Source organism: Blastococcus sp. SYSU DS0973 (genome assembly GCF_054051055.1).
Window position 1 is genome coordinate 514,472 of record NZ_JBJHAN010000001.1, and the last position, 15,327, is coordinate 529,798.

The following is a 15,327-nucleotide window of genomic DNA, read 5'->3' on the forward strand; positions in this document are numbered from 1 at the left end:
CCCGGGCGACCGACTCAGGCCCGGACCGCCGCCGGGCGGGATGCGACCAGGGCGAGGGGCATCGCGGCGCTCAGTACGACGGCCGACAGCACCAGCGTCCACGGCAGGCCGACGGCGCCGAACGCGAACCCGAGCAGCAGCGCCCCGGCCGCCGTGCCGCCGTCGAACGAGGCGTTCCACAGGGCGCTGGCCGTCGTCGTCCCCCGGTCGCCGGCGCGGGCGAAGGCCCGCAGCAGCGTGAGGTTCTGCACCGCGCCGAACGCCGCACCGAACAGCGCCGCGCCCAGCAGCACCCAGGCCGGGCCCCACCACAGCCCGGCCCCCGCGAGCGCCAGACCCGCCGCGCCGGTCAGCAGGGACAGGGGCAGCAGCAGGCCGGAACCCACGCGGTCGGCCAGCAGACCCGCGCGCCAGCGCCCCAGCGCACCGGCCAGCCCCCACAGCAGGAGGGCGGCCGTGGCCAGCCGGCCGTCGGGCCGCTCGATCGGCAGGAACGTCACGAAGCCGCCGCCCGTCGTCGTCACGACCAGGAGCACCACCGACGGCGCCAGGGCGGCGCGCAACGCCGCGCGCGCGTCGCCTGCCGGACCGCGCTCCTCGGAGGTCTGCACGGAGCGCAGCAGCAGCGGGAGGGCCAGCAGGCCGAGCACCGGCGCCGCCGACAGCCACCCCAGCCAGCCGATCTGCCCGCCGAGCACCAGCGCCACGCCGGCGGGGATCGCGACCATGTTGGGCAGCGCGATGGCCAGGCCGTAGAGGCCGATCGACTCCCCGCGTCGCTCCGGCGGCGCGACCCGCGCCGCGAGGGTGGCGCCCAGCACGGTGATCACCGCGAACCCCGCGCCGCGCACGGCGGACAGCGCCGAGATCCAGACCAGGCCGTCGTCGAGCACGTAGAACGGCGAGGGGAGCCCGAGAGCCAGCAGACCCGCCGCGAACACCGGGCCGGTGCCGAACCGCGCGGCCAGCGCCGGCACGACCGACTGCACGGCGATCGTCACGACGAGGAAGACGGCGGTCACCACCCCGGCGGAGCTCTGCGAGGCGCCGCCGGCCACCGCGTACGTGGGCAGCGAGGCCAGCGTGAGGTAGAAGCCGACGAACCCGAGCGCCGTGACGCCGACCAGCGCCTGCACCCCGCGCGACCGCCACAAGGGTGCCCGCACCTCCACCGTTCCCCCGCTCACGCCGCTCCTCCGTCGTCCGTCGTGCCCGTCGAGCATGCCGGGCGGGGCATGGCCCGCAGCGCCCGGGTAGGGAGGAGGACGTGCCGCTGCTGACCGTGGGCCACGGGCCCGAGGACCGCACCGCGCTGGGCGCCCGCCTGGCCGGGGCCGGCGTGGAGGTGGTCGTCGACGTGCGCCGCTTCCCCGGCAGCCGGACCAACCCCGACGTGCGGCGGGAGGCGCTCGAGCAGTGGCTCCCCGCCGCGGGCGTCGGCTACCGGTGGGAGGAACGGCTGGGCGGTCGCCGGCGGCTGCCGTCCGGCGCGCCGGTGCCGGACGACTGGTGGACGGTCGCCCAGTTCGCCGCCTACGCCGCCCACACGCGCACGCCCGGCTTCGCCGCCGCGCTGGACGAGGTCCTCACCGAGGCGGCCGGTGCGACGGTGGCGGTGATGTGCAGCGAGAGCGTGTGGTGGCGGTGCCACCGGCGGCTGGTCGCCGACGTCGCCGTCCTGGCCCGGGCAACCCCCGTGCTGCACCTGATGCCCGACGGCCGGCTCACCCCGCACCGCACGTCTGACGGGGCGGTGCTCGGCGACGACGGCCTCCTCTACTGGCCCGCCCACCCCCGGGATCAGCCCATGTGCGGGTAGCGGTGGTCGGTCGCGGGCGCGAACGTCTCCTTGATCGACCGGCTGCTGGTCCACCGCATGAGGTTCTGCGCGGCGCCGGCCTTGTCGTTGGTGCCCGAGGCCCGCCCGCCGCCGAAGGGTTGCTGGCCGACGACGGCGCCGGTCGGCTTGTCGTTGACGTAGAAGTTGCCCGCCGCGTGCCGGAGGAACTCCTGCGCGTGCGCGATCGCCACGCGGTCCTGCGCGATGACGGCGCCGGTGAGCGCGTAGGGCGCCGCGGACTCCAGCTGCGTGAGCACCGTGTCGTAGTCCGCGTCGTCGTAGACGTGCACCGCCAGCACCGGCCCGAAGTACTCGGTGGTGAAGACCTCGTGGCCCGGGTCGGTGCCCTCGATGATCGTCGGACGGACGAAGAAGCCCTCGCTGTCGTCGGCGGTGCCGCCGGCGACGATCGACAGGACAGGGTCGTCGTCCACCCGGTCGAGGACGCCGGCCAGCTTGGAGAAGGACCTCCGGTCGATGACCGCGCCCATGAAGTTCGAGAAGTCGGTGACGTCGCCCATCTCCAGCGACTCGGTGGTGGCGACGAGGTCGTCCCGGAGCCGCGACCACACGCTGCGCGGGACGTAGGCCCGGGAGGCCGCCGAGCACTTCTGGCCCTGGTACTCGAAGGCGCCGCGGACCAGCGCCGTGCGCAGCACGTCGACGTCGGCCGAGGGGTGGGCGACGACGAAGTCCTTGCCGCCGGTCTCGCCCACGATCCGCGGGTAGCCGCGGTAGGAGGAGATGTTGTCGCCCACGGTGCGCCACAGGTGCTGGAACACCGGGGTCGAGCCGGTGAAGTGGATGCCCGCGAGGTCCCGGTCGGCCAGCGCGACCTCGGAGACGGCGATCCCGTCGCCGGTGACCATGTTGATGACGCCCGGCGGGAGGCCGGCCTCCTCCAGCAGCCGCATGAGGAAGTGCGCGGCGAACTGCTGGGTGGGGGCCGGCTTCCAGACGACGGTGTTGCCCATCAGCGCCGGCGCGGTGGGCAGGTTGCCGGCGATCGCGGTGAAGTTGAACGGCGTGATCGCGTAGACGAAGCCCTCGAGCGGCCGGTGGTCGGTGCGGTTCCAGACACCGGGCGAGGACTCGGGCTGCTCGGCGAGGATCTGCCGCGCGAAGTGCACGTTGAACCGCCAGAAGTCGGCCAGCTCGCAGGCGCTGTCGATCTCCGCCTGCTGCGCGGTCTTGCTCTGGCCGAGCATGGTGGCCGCGTTGAGGATCTGCCGCCAGGGCCCGGCGAGCAGGTCGGCCGCGCGCAGGAACACCGCGGCGCGGTCGTCGGAGGAGAGGTCCTGCCACGCCGGCGCCGCCTCCTTGGCGCACCGGACGGCGTCCTGGGCGTCGCCGTGCGTGGCGTGCGCCGCGGTGCCGAGGACGGCGGCATGCCGGTGCGGCTGGACGACGTCGAACCGGTCGCCGCCGGCCATGCGCTGCCGGCCGCCGATCGTGCTGGTCAGCTCCAGCTGGGTGGCGGCGAGCTCGCCCAGCCGGGCGTGGAGCTCGGCGCGCTCCGGCGTGCCGGGGGCGTAGGTGAGCACCGGCTCGTTGCGCGGTGCCGGGACACGGGTGACGGCGTCCATGGGGTACCTCGTTCTCAGGATCGGGTGAGCAGCGAGCGGAGGAAGAAGGCGACGTTGGCCGGGCGCTCGGCCAGGCGGCGCACGAAGTAGCCGTACCAGTCGGCGCCGTAGGGCACGTAGGCCCGGACACGGGTTCCTGCGGCGGCGAGTCGGCGCTGCTCGTCGGGGCGGATGCCGTAGAGCATCTGCACCTCCCAGCTGTCCGCGGCGCGCGAGTGCTGCGCCGCGAGCTCGTGCGCCCGATGCACCATCGCCGGGTCGTGCGAGCCGACCATGGGGTACCCGGGCCCGCTCATGAGGATCTCCAGGCACCGGGCGTAGGCCGCGTCGACGTCCTTGCGGCTCCGGTGGGCGACGGTCCCGGGCTCGTCGTAGGCGCCCTTCACCAGCCGCACCCGGGAGCCGCTCACCGCGAGGGCCTTGGCGTCGTCCTCGGTGCGGAAGAGCATCGACTGGAGGACCGCGCCGGTTCCCGGATGCTCCTTCCGCAGCTCGGCGACCGTGGCCAGGGTGGAGTCGACGGTCCGGGACTCCTCCATGTCGACGGTGACCGTCGTGCCGCCGGCCGAAGCCGCTTCGACCACCGGGCGGACCAGCTCGAGGGCGAGGTCGTGCCCGTCGGGCAGCGCCTGGCCGAACGCCGACAGCTTCACCGAGACGTCGGCGGCCGGTCCCAGCCCGAGCGGGGCCAGCGCCTCGAGCGCGGCGAGGTAGGCGTCGCGGGTCCGCCGCGCCTGGGCGCGGTCGGTGACGTCCTCGCCGAGGTGGTCGAGGGTCACCGCGATCCCGTCGGGCGTCAGCGAGCGGACGGCGACCAGCGCGTCGTCCAGCGTCTCCCCGGCGACGAACCGGTCGACCACCTCTCGGGTGGCCGGCGTGCTGGTGACCGCCCGCCGCAGGACCGGCCGGCGGGAGGCGGCGAGCAGGGCCTTGGAGAGCAGCACGGGACCTCCCGGGTGCGGACGACGCCGACACCGCAGAACGCTAGGCACGTCCACCTGTCCGGGCCAGGGCCAGATGTACGGCATTCCGGACGGCGCTGCGCATCCACCGCCGGACGCTGCACTACCGGCTGGTTCGCGTCACCGCGCCGACCGGCCGGGACCGCGCCGACGGCGACGCCCGCCTGCTCCTGCACGCCGGTCCCCGCGCGGCACGGCCTCGGGCGCACCGCCCCTGGTCCTCACCGGTCACCTACGCTCCTCGGGATGGCTGCGGGAGAGACGGGTGCGCACCAGGAGGACCACCGCAGCGGCGCCGACGACGTGCTGCGCCGGCTGCGCACCGGCACGGCGGAGGAGCACCAGACCCTCGAGGACACCCTGGACCTGCTCGATCCGGAGCTCGACCGCGACCGGCTGGCCCAGGTGCTCGGGCTGATGCACGGCTTCTGGGCCGCGGCCGAGGCGGGGCTGGACGGGTGGGCCGCCCGTCGCCCCGCCGACGCCGGGACCGTCGACTGGACCCGCCGGCGCCGGGCCGGGCTGTTCGCCGCGGACCTCGCCGCCCTCGGCGCCCCCGTTCCGGCTGCCGCGCCCGCGCTGCCCCCGCTGGCCGGCACCGACGAGGCGCTGGGCCGGCTCTACGTGCTGGAGGGCTCGACGCTCGGTGGGACGTTCATCGACCGGCACCTGGCCGGCCTGCCCCGCTTGTCCGGCGTACGCATCCGCGCCTTCTCGCCCTACGGACCCGAGACGGGCGCCATGTGGGCGGCCTACCGCCGGGCCACCCGCGAGCACGTGGCGGCCGGCGGCGACGTCGAGCGCATCGTCTCCGCCGCCCGGGAGACCTTCGGGGCGCTCGCCGCGTGGTGCCGCCCCGCTGCACGCGCCCAGGTGGCTCCTGCGTGACCGCCGTCGACTTCCTGCCCCCCGAACTGCTGCTCGGCGTGGACCCCGCGCGGCAGCGGGGCCGGTCAGCACGATGAGCGACCGGCTGATCGACCGGCTGCTGCCCGAGGGCACGGAGGACGACGTCGCGCTCGTCGCCGTCTGCCTGCGCCCCCGGGCGAGCTGACCCGGCTGCGCGCTCAGTCAGGCTCGGGCGCGACGAACCGGGGCGTCAGACCGTCGTCGGGGGCACCGCCCTCGGCCGGCAGGGGCGCCTCGTCCTCGGCCGCCCGCACGACCGGCACGGTCTCCTCCGGGGAACCCGGACCCGCCGCCCGGCCGTCGCGCTCCAGCGCGGCGAGCAGCCGCTCCTCGTCGGGCGCGAGGTCACCTGGGCCGAGGTGACCGCCGGGCCGGCCGGCGTCGGTCCCGGAGGCCATCGCGGTGTCCGGGGTGGGGTCGTCCGGGGCGTTCACGCGGCTGTTCCTCACGATCGGTCAGCGGGGGAAGTTGGGCTCGAGCCGGGGCACGATCTGCATCTCGGGGATGAAGGCCGCCGGGTGCAGCAGCAGCAGCGTGCGGATGGCCTCGGCGACCGCCGACGGCGGCATCATCAGGTGCCCGGGGATGCCCCACTGCTCCATCATGGGCGTGTCCATCGCCGCGGGGATGACGCTCTGCACGCGGCAGGGGAACGGCCGCTCGCTGCCGTCCTCCTGGCGGACCGCCTTCTCGCGCAGCTCCCGCTGGATGCATCTGGTGGCGTTGAGGAAGCCCGCCTTGGAGCCGTTGTAGGCGATCGCCCCGCTGCCGGAGGTGATGGCCGACAGCGAGACGACGTGCACCACGTCGGCGGTGCGCCCCTCGGGCAGGTGCTGCACCCGCTTCATGAACTCGCTGGTGAGGAAGATCGGGCCCTCGCAGTTGACCGCCTGCACCCGCTGGTAGTCGGCGAGGTCGATGTCGGTGATGTAGCCCGGGCGGTCGATGCCGGCGACGTTGACCAGCACGTCGAACGCCTCACCGTGCCGGTCGAACAGGTCGGCGACGACGGCGCGCCGGCTCTCGTCCCGGGTGACGTCCAGGCCGAGCACCTCCCCCGAGCCACCGGCGGCGCTCACCCGGAACAGGGTCTCTTCGCTGCCGTCGGCGTCGATGTCGGCGATCACCACGTGCGCACCTGCCTCTGCCAGCACCAGCGCGGTCGCCCGCCCCAGGCCGCTCGCCGCACCGGTCACCAGTGCGACCCGACCCTTCAGCGACGTCTCCATACAGCCCTCCGCCGTCCGCGCGTGCCCGTCGCCGACAGCCTCTCCGAAGATCGTCGGGGCCGCAGGTCGGACGGACCGACCGCGAGGGGCCATCGGGGACGGATCAGACCCGGTGCAGCCCGGCCTCCTCGATCAGCCGGGCCTGCTCCCGGCACCACGGCGACCAGGCGTCCCCCTCGGTCTCCTGGCGGCGGCGGAACGCGGCCCAGTCGAGCAGCTCCCACTCCCCCACCTCGCTCGGCTCCGGGGCCGGCTCCCCGGCGAAGCGACCGACGTACACCGGGCAGACCTCGTTCTCCACGACGCCGCGGAACTCCGCCCGGTACCGGTAGCCGGGCAGCGCCGGGCGCACGTCGGCCACCTGCAGGCCCAGCTCGAAATCGGCCCGCCGCGCGATGGCCGCGCCGTCGTCCTCACCCGGGCCCGGATGCCCGCACACGGTGTTGGTCCACATGCCCGGGAAGGTCGCCTTGTCCGCGGCCCGGCGGGTGACCAGCAACCGGCCCCCGTCGTCGAACAGGTAGGCGGAGAACGCCCGGTGCAGCGGCGTCTCACCGTGGTGCACCTGCGGCTTGGGCAGCGTGCCGATCTCCCGCCCGTCGTCGTCGACCAGCACGATCAGCTCGACAGGGGGCGCGGTCACCGGCCCATGGTCCCCGATCGGCGCGAGCGCTGCCTCCCCGTGTGCGCGGGAACCGGGTGGGGCACAGACGTCGGGTGGACAGCTTCCGCCGCGACGGCCTGACCTTCGACGTCCGGGACGCCGGACCGACCGACGGCGAGCCGGTCGTCCTCCTGCACGGCTTCCCCCAGGACTCGACCGCCTGGGACCGGGTCACGCCCGCGCTCCACCAGCACGGCCTGCGCACCCTCGCGCCCGACCAGCGCGGCTACTCCCCCATGGCCCGGCCGCGCGGGCGGTCGCACTACCGGCTCCGCGAGACGGCGGACGACGTCCTCGCCCTGCTCGACGCCGCCGGCCTGGAGTCCGCGCACGTCGTGGGGCACGACTGGGGTGGCATCGTCGGCTGGGCGCTGGGCGCCTGGCACCCCGACCGGGTGCGCACGCTGACCGCGCTCTCGGTGCCGCACCCCGGCGCCATGGCCCGCGCCATGGTCACCAGCGACCAGGCGCTGCGCTCGTACTACATGGGGTTGTTCCAGCTGCCCGTCCTGCCCGAGCAGCTCCTGCTCGCCGGCAACGGCGCGGCGCTGCGCCGGATGCTCTCCCACGGCGGCCTCCCCGACGACGCCGTCGACCGCTACGTGCGGCGGATGCGCGAGCCGGGTGCCCTGACCGCGGCCATCAACTGGTACCGCGCCCTGCCGTGGAGCGGGCGGGAACCGGTCGGGAAGGTCCGGGTGCCCACGCTCCACGTGTGGAGCACCCGTGACGCCTTCCTCGGCCGCGCGGCCACGGAGGACACCGGGCGCTTCGTCGACGCCGCGTACCGGCTGGAGGTCCTCGACGACATGACCCACTGGATCCCCGAGCTCGCCGCCGAGCGCACCGCCGAGCTGGTCACCGCCCACGTCCGCGGCTGATCCCGGGCGATTGCGAGACTGCACGGCATGACCGAGCCGACGTCCCCGCTGACCCGCGCCCAGCGCCTCGACCGGCTGCCCTTCACCAACGAGCACGGTCGGCTGGTCGTCGGCTCCGGGATGGGCTGGGCTCTCGACGCGATGGACGTCGGCCTGATCTCGTTCGTGATGACGGCGCTGATCGCGCAGTGGGGTCTCTCCGCCACCGAGGTCTCCTGGATCGGCTCCATCGGCTTCGTCGGCATGGCGATCGGCGCCACCCTGGGCGGTCTGCTGGCCGACCGGCTCGGCCGGCGGCAGGTGTTCGCCCTGACGCTGCTGGTCTTCGGGGTCGCCACGGGGGCGGCGGCGCTGTCCTGGTCGGTCGGGGCGCTGCTGGTGTTCCGGTTCCTCATCGGCCTGGGGCTCGGCGCGGAGCTCCCGGTCGCCTCCACCCTGGTCAGCGAGTTCGCTCCCGCGCGGGTCCGCGGCCGGGTGGTCGTGCTGCTCGAGGCGTTCTGGGCGGTGGGCTGGACGCTGGCCGCCCTCATCGGCTACTTCGTCGTTCCCAGCGGCGACGACGGCTGGCGGTGGGCGCTGGCCATCGGCGCCGTGCCCGCGCTGTACGCGGTCGTGGTCCGGCGGGGGCTGCCCGAGTCGGTGCGCTTCCTGGAGCTGCGCGGCCGCACCGAGGAGGCCGAGGCGGCGGTGCGCCGCTTCGAGCGGGCCGCCGGCGTCGAGCCGGTCGCCTCCCCGGTACCCGAGCCGCCGAGCGCGCCGCCGGGACCCGGTGCCCTGTGGTCCGCCGCGACGCGGCTGCGCACCGCCGCCCTGTGGGTGGTCTGGTTCAGCATCAACTTCTCGTACTACGGCGCCTTCATCTGGCTGCCGACCCTGCTGTTCAACGACGGCTTCTCGCTGGTGAAGTCGTTCCAGTACACGCTGATCATCACGCTGGCCCAGCTCCCCGGGTACGCCGTGGCGGCCTTCCTCATCGAGAAGTGGGGCCGGCGGCCGACGCTGGCCACCTTCCTCGTCGGCTCGGCCGTCGGGGCCGGGTTGTTCGCCACGGCCGACGGCGACACCGCGGTGCTGGTCACCGGCATGGTGCTGTCGTTCTTCAACCTCGGCGCGTGGGGTGCCCTCTACGCGATCACGCCGGAGATCTACCCCACCGCCCTCCGGGCGACCGGCGCCGGGGCCGCCGCCGGGTTCGGCCGGCTGGCCTCGATCGCGGCGCCGCTCAGCGTCCCGCCGCTGATCGCCGCCGGAGGCACCGGCCTGGTCTTCGGTACCTTCGCCGCCTTCTTCCTGCTGGCGGCCCTCGCCACCTGGGGGCTGCCCGAGCTCCGCGGCCGGTCGCTCGAGGCGGCGCCGGAAGCGGCGACGGTGGCGCGGCGCCGGTAGGACGCCCGGCCTGGACCGGCGGGTTGGCGGCAGGCCGGCCGGGTAGCGGCAGGGCATGGCGAACCTCTCCCCCGGTCATCTCGCCGGTCGCACGGTGGCCGTCACCGGTGCCAGCGGAAACGTCGGCACCGCCCTGCTGCGCCGGCTGACGAACCCCAAGGCCGGGCTGGCGGAGGTGCGCGGGCTGGCCCGGCGGCGGCCGCCGGCGAGCGCCCCCTACGACGGCGTGCGCTGGCACCTCGCCGACCTCGGCGAGGCGGCTTCCGAGGCCGAGCTCGCCGAGTTCCTCGACGACGTCGACGCCGTCGTCCACCTCGCCTGGGCGCTGCAGCCGGGGCGGCAGCCCGACCGGCTGCGCCAGGTGAACGTCGACGGCACCCGGCGGGTGGCCCGTGCGGCCGCCGCGGCCGGCGTCGACCAGTTCGTGCACATGAGCTCGATCGGCGCCTACGCCGGCGGGGCTCGAGGGCAGCGGGTCACCGAGGACTGGCCGACCACGGGCATCCCGAGCGCGCAGTACAGCCGGGACAAGTCCGACGCCGAGCGGGTGGTCCGCGAGGTGTTCGGCCGGCACCGGGACATCACGCTGACCGTCGTCCGCCCCACGCTGGTGCTGCAACCGGAGGCGAGCAGCGAGATCGGCCGCTACTTCCTCGGGCCGCTGCTGTTCGGCGCCGCGCGCATGCTGCCCGGCGCGCTCGCGCGATTGCTGCCGCTCCCCCTGCCCGCGCTGGCGGTCGCGTTCGTCCACGCCGACGACGTCGCCGATGCGATCGAGCGGATGCTCGACCGGCGCGCGCCCGGCCCGTTCAACATCGCCGCCGAACCGCTGATGGACGCCGACGCGCTGGCCCGCGCGCTGGGGACTGTGCGGGTGCCCACCCCGGCCTTTGCCCTGCGCGCCGCGCTGCACGCCGCCTTCACCGCCCACGTGGTGCCCACCGAACCGGGCTGGCTGGACATCGGCACGCAGGCACCGGCGCTGGACACCGGGCGGGCGCGCAAGCTGCTGGACTGGGGCCCGTTCCACACCGGCGACGACGTGCTACGCCAGTTCGTCGCCGCCCTCGGGAGCGGGACGGGGGCACCCGGCGCGCTGCTCCGCCCGGACGGCGGGGCCTCGCTCGACCCGGGCGGCGACCCGGCCAACGCGCCGGGCCCGCGGGCCAACTGACCCAGCCGTCGAACGAGGCCCGGGTGCGCCGTACGTGACCTCCCGGGAACGGCGGAGGTCGCACGCCAGCGGCGCACCGGCAGGCCCGGACCGGTGTCAGCTGCGGCTGGTCCAGGCCTCCACGTCGCGCCCGGTGGGCGCGAAGACGTCGGCGGCCCGCTCCGGCCGCAGCGCGACGAACAGCCCCTCGGCCTCGGCCAGCGTCGTCGCCGGGTCGTCGGCGGCGACCAGGCGCGCGGTGGCGGTGGTCCGCCGGCCCTCGGTGGTCGCCAGCTCCGCCGTCGCCACCAGCGACACGCCCAGTTGCACCGGACGCCGGTAGGTGACCGTCAGCGTGGCCGTGAGCCCGCCGCGCCCGGCCGCCCGCACGGCGCGGGCGAGGACGTGGTCGAGCATCGTCGCCACCACTCCGCCGTGCACGAGCCCGGGCGGCCCCTCGTGCGGCTTGCCGAGGGTCGTCCGGCCGGTCGCCCGGCCGTCCGGGGTGCTCGACGCCTCCATCGGCGGGGCCACCGGGTTGCCCGGCCCGTAGACCGGGCTGTACCAGCGCTCCCCGGTGGCCGGGTCGTCGACCGAGGCGATGTCGTGCAGCCCCCGGCCGTCGGCGCGCAGCCGCCCGGCGAGCTGCCGCACGGCGCCCGCCACGTCCGCGAGCTCCGCCACCGGCACCTCGGTGAGCACCGCGGCGTCGACCAGCTCGCGCAGCGCGGAGCCCAGGTCCCCGACGGCGCCCCGCCGGACGTCGCGCTCCGCGGTGGAGAGCTCCGGCCGCTCAGCCACGCGCCATGCCGGCCTCGCGCAGCAGCGCGCCGCCGACGATGACCCGCTGCACCTCGCTGGTGCCCTCGTAGAGGCGGAAGAGGCGGGCGTCGCGGTAGAAGCGCTCCACCGGCGTCGTGCGCAGGTAGCCCATGCCGCCGTGCACCTGCACCGCCTTGTCGACGGCGCGGCCGACCATCTCGGTGCAGAAGAGCTTGGCCGACGACGGGCCGACGGAGGTGTCCTCGCCGGAGTCGTAGCGGGCGGCGACGTCGCGCACCATGCTGCGGCCGGCGAGCAGCTCGGCGTGCATGTCGGCGAGCTTCGCCTGCACCAGCTGGAAGCGGCCGATCGGCGCGCCACCCTGCTTGGCGGTGGCCGCGTAGGCGACCGACTCGTCGAGCACCCGCTGGGCCATGCCGACGCAGAGCGCGGCGATGTGCAGCCGGCCGCGGGAGAGCACGGTGAGGGCCTTGGCGTACCCCCGGCCCTCCTCCCCCACCAGCGCATCGGCGGGCACCCGCACGTCGTCGAAGAACACCTCGCTGGTCCAGGCGCCGGCCTGGCCCATCTTCTTGTCCTTGGGGCCCACGGTGACGCCGGGCGTGGCGGTCTCGACGACGAAGCTGGAGATGCCGCGGCCGCCCCTCTCCGCCGGGTCGGTGCGGGCGAAGACGACGAACAGGTCGGCGATCGGCGCGTTGGTGATGTAGCGCTTGCTGCCGTTGATGACCCAGCCGTCGCCCTCGCGGCGGGCGGACGTCCGCAGCGCGGAGGGGTCGGAGCCGGCCTCGGCCTCGGTGAGGGCGAAGGACCCGATCAGCTCACCGGCGGAGAGCCCCGGCAGGTACTTCCGCTTCTGCTCGTCGCTGCCGAACCGGGCGATCACCTGACCGGAGATGCCGTTGTTCGTGCCGAACAGGGAGCGGAACGCCGGCGTCGTGTAGCCGAACTCCATGGCGAGCTCGACGTCCTCGCTCATGGTGACGCCGAGGCCACCGTGCTCCTCGGGCAGCGCGTAGCCGAACAGGCCCATCTCCGCGGCCTGCGCGCGCAGGTCGTCGGGGATGCGGTCCTCGTCCTCGATCTGCTCCTCGCGGGGCACGACCGATTCGCGGATCAGCTGGCGAACGGCGTCCTTGACCTGACGGAAGTCCTCGGCATCCACGACGACATGGTGAACCCCCGGTCGCAGCGGTCGCGACCGGGGGTTCGGCAGGCTGCAGCGCGGGCCCGGAGGATCCCCGCTGCCGCTCGCGCAACGGCTCGTCGCCCGTCGGGACGGCACCTGGCGGCGGTGTCGTCCGGCGGACGACTATGCGATCGCGTCGAGGCGGGTCATGTCCTCGTCGGAGAGCGTCAGCCGCGCGGCGCCGAGGTTCTCGGTGAGGTGGTCGACCGACTTGGTGCCCGGGATCGGGAGGATGACCGGCGACTTCCGCAGCAGCCAGGCCAGCGCCACCTGCGACGGCGTGGCATCCAGCTCGCGGGCGATGTCGGCGACCGGGCTGTCCGGCGCGGCGAGGTCCCCGGTGGCGATCGGGAACCACGGGATGAAGGCGATGCCCTCGCCGGTGGCGTAGTCCAGGACGTCCTGGCTCTGCCGGTTGGTGAGGTTGTAGAGGTTCTGCACGCTGACGATCTCGGTGATGCCGCGGGCTGCCTCCAGCTCCTCGACCGACACCTCGGAGACGCCGATGTGCCGGACCTTGCCCTGCTCCTTGAGCTCGGCGAAGGCGCCGAGCTGGTCGGCCAGCGGAACCTCGGCGTCGATGCGGTGCAGCTGGATCAGGTCGATGCGGTCGACCTTCAGGTGCCGCAGCGAGAGCTCGACCTGCTGCTTGAGGTAGGCCGGGCGGCCGACCGGCGTCCAGATGCCGGGGCCCTGGCGGGTCAGCCCGGCCTTGGTCGCGATGACGAGGTGCTCCGGATAGGGATGCAGCGCCTCGGCGATGATCTGCTCGCTGACCTCGGGGCCGTAGGAGTCGGCGGTGTCGATGAAGTCGACGCCCTGCTCGACGGCGGCCTGCACCACGCGGACCGCGGCGGCGCGGTCGGCCGGCTCGCCCCAGACGCCCGGGCCGGGCAGCTGCATGGCTCCGTAGCCGAGCCGGTGGACGGGGAGGTCGCCGCCGATGCTGAACGTGTCGCTGAGCTGTGCAGTGGTCATGCCGGTGGCCAGCGCGGCCACCCCCGCGCGTGTTCCCGGGCAGGCGTGTTCGATGGACCGGTGGGCGAGATCGTGGTGCTGCGGCACGGGCAGACGGAGTGGAGCCGGACCGGCCAGCACACCGGGACCACCGACCTCCCGCTGCTGCCCGAGGGTGAGGAGCAGGCCCGCGGGCTGCGCGCGGTCCTCGCCGGTCGAGAGTTCGTCGAGGTCCGGGTCAGCCCGCTGGGGCGGGCGCGGCGCACGGCCGAACTGGCCGGGCTCCCGGCCACCGACGTCGACCCCGACCTGGTGGAGATCGACTACGGCGACTACGAAGGGCGCACCACCGCCGAGATCAGCGAGGAGCTGGGCCGCGAGTGGTCGATCTGGCGGGACGGCACCGCCACCGCGGCGATGCCCGGCGAGGCGCTGGACGACGTCGGCCGGCGGGTCGACCGGGTCCTCGACCGCGCCCGCGCACGGCTCGGCGAGGGCGACGTCGCCCTGGTCGCGCACGGGCACGTGCTGCGCGTGCTCACGGCCCGGTGGCTAAGGCTCGCCCCCCAAGCCGGTGCGCTGTTCGCCCTCCCCGCCGGGCGCTACGGCGTCCTCGGCCACGAGCACGGACGCCCGGTGCTCACCGGCTGGGCACTGGGCTGACCGCAGCGGCTCAGCGGACGCGTTCCACCGGCTGCCAGCGGCCCCCGGGCTCCTCCGCCGGCAGCTCGGGCCGGACCGGCCGGCCGAACAGCCAGCCCTGCCCCAGATCGGCGCCGAGCGCGGTGACCTCCTCGGCCAGCTGCTCGGTCTCGACACCCTCGGCGACGACCACCGCGCCGAGCTGGTGGGCCAGGTCGGTGACCGCCTTCAGCACGGTGCGGGCGCCGTCGTCGGGCAGCTCCTGCACCAGTCCCTTGCCCAGCTTCACCACCTCCGGCCGCACGGCGGCCAGCAGCGACAGGCTCGACCAGCCGGCGCCGACGTCGTCCAGCGCCACCCGCCACCCCAGCGAGCGGTAGTGCTCCAGCACCGACACCAGGTGCCCGCGGTCGGCGATGGCGTGCGACTCCACCACCTCGAACACCAGCTGGTGCGGCTCGACCCCCGTCTCGTGGGCGACCTGCTCGGTGCCGGCCAGGCACACCTGGGGGCGGTAGATCGAGGCCGGGTCGGAGTTGATGAACAGGTCGTGGTCGCCCAGCCACGGCACCGCACCGGTGATGGCCGACTCGCGGCCGATGCGGTCCAGCCGGTCCAGCCACCCCGCGGACTCGGCCACGAAGAACAGGTCGCCGCCGCCCACCTCGCGGCCGTCGACCAGGCCGCGCAGCAGCGCCTCGTGGGCGACGACCGAGCGGTCGGCCAGCGACACGATCGGCTGGTAGACCGACCAGAACTCGGCCTCGGCCAGGACGCCGACCTCGACGGTGACCCCGCGCCGGGCCAGCTCGACCGCGAGGGTGGGCGCGGTGAGCAGGCGGGCGGTGCGCGTGGCCCCGTCGACCGGCGGGTCGGTGGCCACCCGGACCGCCTCGGTCTCGGCCGCGGTCAGCTCGCGGGCCAGCCGCTGGAACAGCCGCTCGAGCCCCCGGCCGCCGCGCTCGTCGACGACGTCGACCAGCTGAGGCGCGGAGTGGACGGTGAGACCGAGGGCCTTGGCCGTCCGGGCGACGTGCGGGAGGACATGCCCGATCGAGGTGGCCAGCAGGGCGCGGCTCGCCCGGCCGGGCACGTCCCAGTTCCGGCGGCACCCGCAGACGCCGCCGCAGATGGTTCCCACGGAAC

General features: G+C 75.1%; 16 protein-coding genes and 1 pseudogene. 7 read left to right on the forward strand and 10 right to left on the reverse strand.

Features of this window, described 5'->3' with window-relative positions:
- Positions 1 to 14: 14 nt before the first annotated feature.
- Positions 15 to 1,187, reverse strand: a complete 1,173-nt coding sequence (locus tag ACI791_RS02545; RefSeq protein ID WP_456584590.1) for an MFS transporter — start codon at positions 1,185 to 1,187, stop codon at positions 15 to 17.
- An 80-nt stretch (positions 1,188 to 1,267) separates the two neighbouring features.
- Between ACI791_RS02545 and ACI791_RS02550 the strand changes: the two genes are divergently transcribed.
- The gene (locus ACI791_RS02550; protein ID WP_347059820.1) at positions 1,268 to 1,819 is read left to right on the forward strand and encodes a DUF488 domain-containing protein; all 552 of its coding nucleotides are present in this window, start codon (positions 1,268 to 1,270) and stop codon (positions 1,817 to 1,819) included.
- Here the strand turns inward: ACI791_RS02550 and pruA are convergent.
- Both pruA and ACI791_RS02560 read right to left on the reverse strand, forming a co-directional pair.
- Positions 1,801 to 3,426, reverse strand: a complete 1,626-nt coding sequence (gene pruA, locus ACI791_RS02555) for an L-glutamate gamma-semialdehyde dehydrogenase (RefSeq protein ID WP_456584591.1) — start codon at positions 3,424 to 3,426, stop codon at positions 1,801 to 1,803. The genes ACI791_RS02550 and pruA overlap by 19 nt on opposite strands.
- A 14-nt stretch (positions 3,427 to 3,440) precedes the next feature.
- Complete coding sequence (locus tag ACI791_RS02560) at positions 3,441 to 4,370, reverse strand: proline dehydrogenase family protein (protein ID WP_456584592.1); 930 nt, start codon at positions 4,368 to 4,370, stop codon at positions 3,441 to 3,443.
- Positions 4,371 to 4,471: 101 nt separating this feature from the next.
- Between ACI791_RS02560 and ACI791_RS02565 the strand changes: the two are divergent.
- Together ACI791_RS02565 and ACI791_RS02570 are read left to right on the forward strand one after the other, a co-directional pair.
- Positions 4,472 to 4,555, forward strand: a pseudogene (locus ACI791_RS02565) (hypothetical protein); the annotation flags it as partial.
- 79 nt (positions 4,556 to 4,634) lie between these two features.
- Complete coding sequence (locus ACI791_RS02570) at positions 4,635 to 5,276, forward strand: biliverdin-producing heme oxygenase (protein WP_456584593.1); 642 nt, start codon at positions 4,635 to 4,637, stop codon at positions 5,274 to 5,276.
- Positions 5,277 to 5,455: 179 nt separating this feature from the next.
- On the opposite strand, the gene ACI791_RS02575 is transcribed toward ACI791_RS02570, so the two are convergent.
- The 3 genes from ACI791_RS02575 to idi all read right to left on the reverse strand — a co-directional run bounded on the left by ACI791_RS02575 (position 5,456) and on the right by idi (position 7,169).
- Complete coding sequence (locus tag ACI791_RS02575; RefSeq protein WP_456584594.1) at positions 5,456 to 5,731, reverse strand: hypothetical protein; 276 nt, start codon at positions 5,729 to 5,731, stop codon at positions 5,456 to 5,458.
- Between the two features lie 21 nt (positions 5,732 to 5,752).
- Positions 5,753 to 6,526, reverse strand: coding sequence for an SDR family NAD(P)-dependent oxidoreductase (locus ACI791_RS02580; RefSeq protein WP_456584595.1), 774 nt, complete (start codon positions 6,524 to 6,526; stop codon positions 5,753 to 5,755).
- 103 nt (positions 6,527 to 6,629) lie between these two features.
- Positions 6,630 to 7,169: an isopentenyl-diphosphate Delta-isomerase gene (gene idi / locus ACI791_RS02585; protein WP_456584596.1), complete on the reverse strand. Its 540-nt coding sequence runs from the start codon at positions 7,167 to 7,169 to the stop codon at positions 6,630 to 6,632.
- A 74-nt stretch (positions 7,170 to 7,243) separates the two neighbouring features.
- On the opposite strand from idi, the gene ACI791_RS02590 reads away from it, so the two are divergent.
- From ACI791_RS02590 to ACI791_RS02600, 3 genes are read left to right on the forward strand one after another with little or no spacing between them, the layout of a single operon-like run.
- The gene (locus tag ACI791_RS02590) at positions 7,244 to 8,071 is read left to right on the forward strand and encodes an alpha/beta fold hydrolase (RefSeq protein WP_456584597.1); all 828 of its coding nucleotides are present in this window, start codon (positions 7,244 to 7,246) and stop codon (positions 8,069 to 8,071) included.
- A 27-nt stretch (positions 8,072 to 8,098) separates the two neighbouring features.
- Complete coding sequence (locus ACI791_RS02595; RefSeq protein WP_456584598.1) at positions 8,099 to 9,457, forward strand: MFS transporter; 1,359 nt, start codon at positions 8,099 to 8,101, stop codon at positions 9,455 to 9,457.
- Positions 9,458 to 9,512: 55 nt separating this feature from the next.
- Positions 9,513 to 10,631 (forward strand): NAD-dependent epimerase/dehydratase family protein, encoded by a 1,119-nt coding sequence (locus tag ACI791_RS02600; RefSeq protein ID WP_456584599.1) that lies wholly within the window; start codon positions 9,513 to 9,515, stop codon positions 10,629 to 10,631.
- Positions 10,632 to 10,727: 96 nt separating this feature from the next.
- Here the strand turns inward: ACI791_RS02600 and ACI791_RS02605 are convergent, their stop codons facing one another.
- The 3 genes from ACI791_RS02605 to ACI791_RS02615 all read right to left on the reverse strand — a co-directional run bounded on the left by ACI791_RS02605 (position 10,728) and on the right by ACI791_RS02615 (position 13,560).
- Complete coding sequence (locus ACI791_RS02605; RefSeq protein ID WP_456584600.1) at positions 10,728 to 11,411, reverse strand: PaaI family thioesterase; 684 nt, start codon at positions 11,409 to 11,411, stop codon at positions 10,728 to 10,730.
- Positions 11,404 to 12,558: an acyl-CoA dehydrogenase family protein gene (locus tag ACI791_RS02610; protein ID WP_456584601.1), complete on the reverse strand. Its 1,155-nt coding sequence runs from the start codon at positions 12,556 to 12,558 to the stop codon at positions 11,404 to 11,406. Before ACI791_RS02610 ends, ACI791_RS02605 begins: the two co-directional genes overlap by 8 nt.
- 147 nt (positions 12,559 to 12,705) lie before the next feature.
- The gene (locus ACI791_RS02615; protein ID WP_456584602.1) at positions 12,706 to 13,560 is read right to left on the reverse strand and encodes an aldo/keto reductase; all 855 of its coding nucleotides are present in this window, start codon (positions 13,558 to 13,560) and stop codon (positions 12,706 to 12,708) included.
- Between the two features lie 60 nt (positions 13,561 to 13,620).
- Here ACI791_RS02615 and ACI791_RS02620 point away from each other — a divergent pair, with 60 nt between their 5' ends.
- Positions 13,621 to 14,202 (forward strand): histidine phosphatase family protein, encoded by a 582-nt coding sequence (locus ACI791_RS02620; protein WP_456584603.1) that lies wholly within the window; start codon positions 13,621 to 13,623, stop codon positions 14,200 to 14,202.
- A 10-nt stretch (positions 14,203 to 14,212) separates the two neighbouring features.
- Here the strand turns inward: ACI791_RS02620 and ACI791_RS02625 are convergent, their stop codons facing one another.
- Entirely contained in the window at positions 14,213 to 15,322 is a 1,110-nt protein-coding gene (locus tag ACI791_RS02625; RefSeq protein WP_456584604.1) for an EAL domain-containing protein, read from the reverse strand.
- Positions 15,323 to 15,327 lie beyond the last annotated feature (5 nt).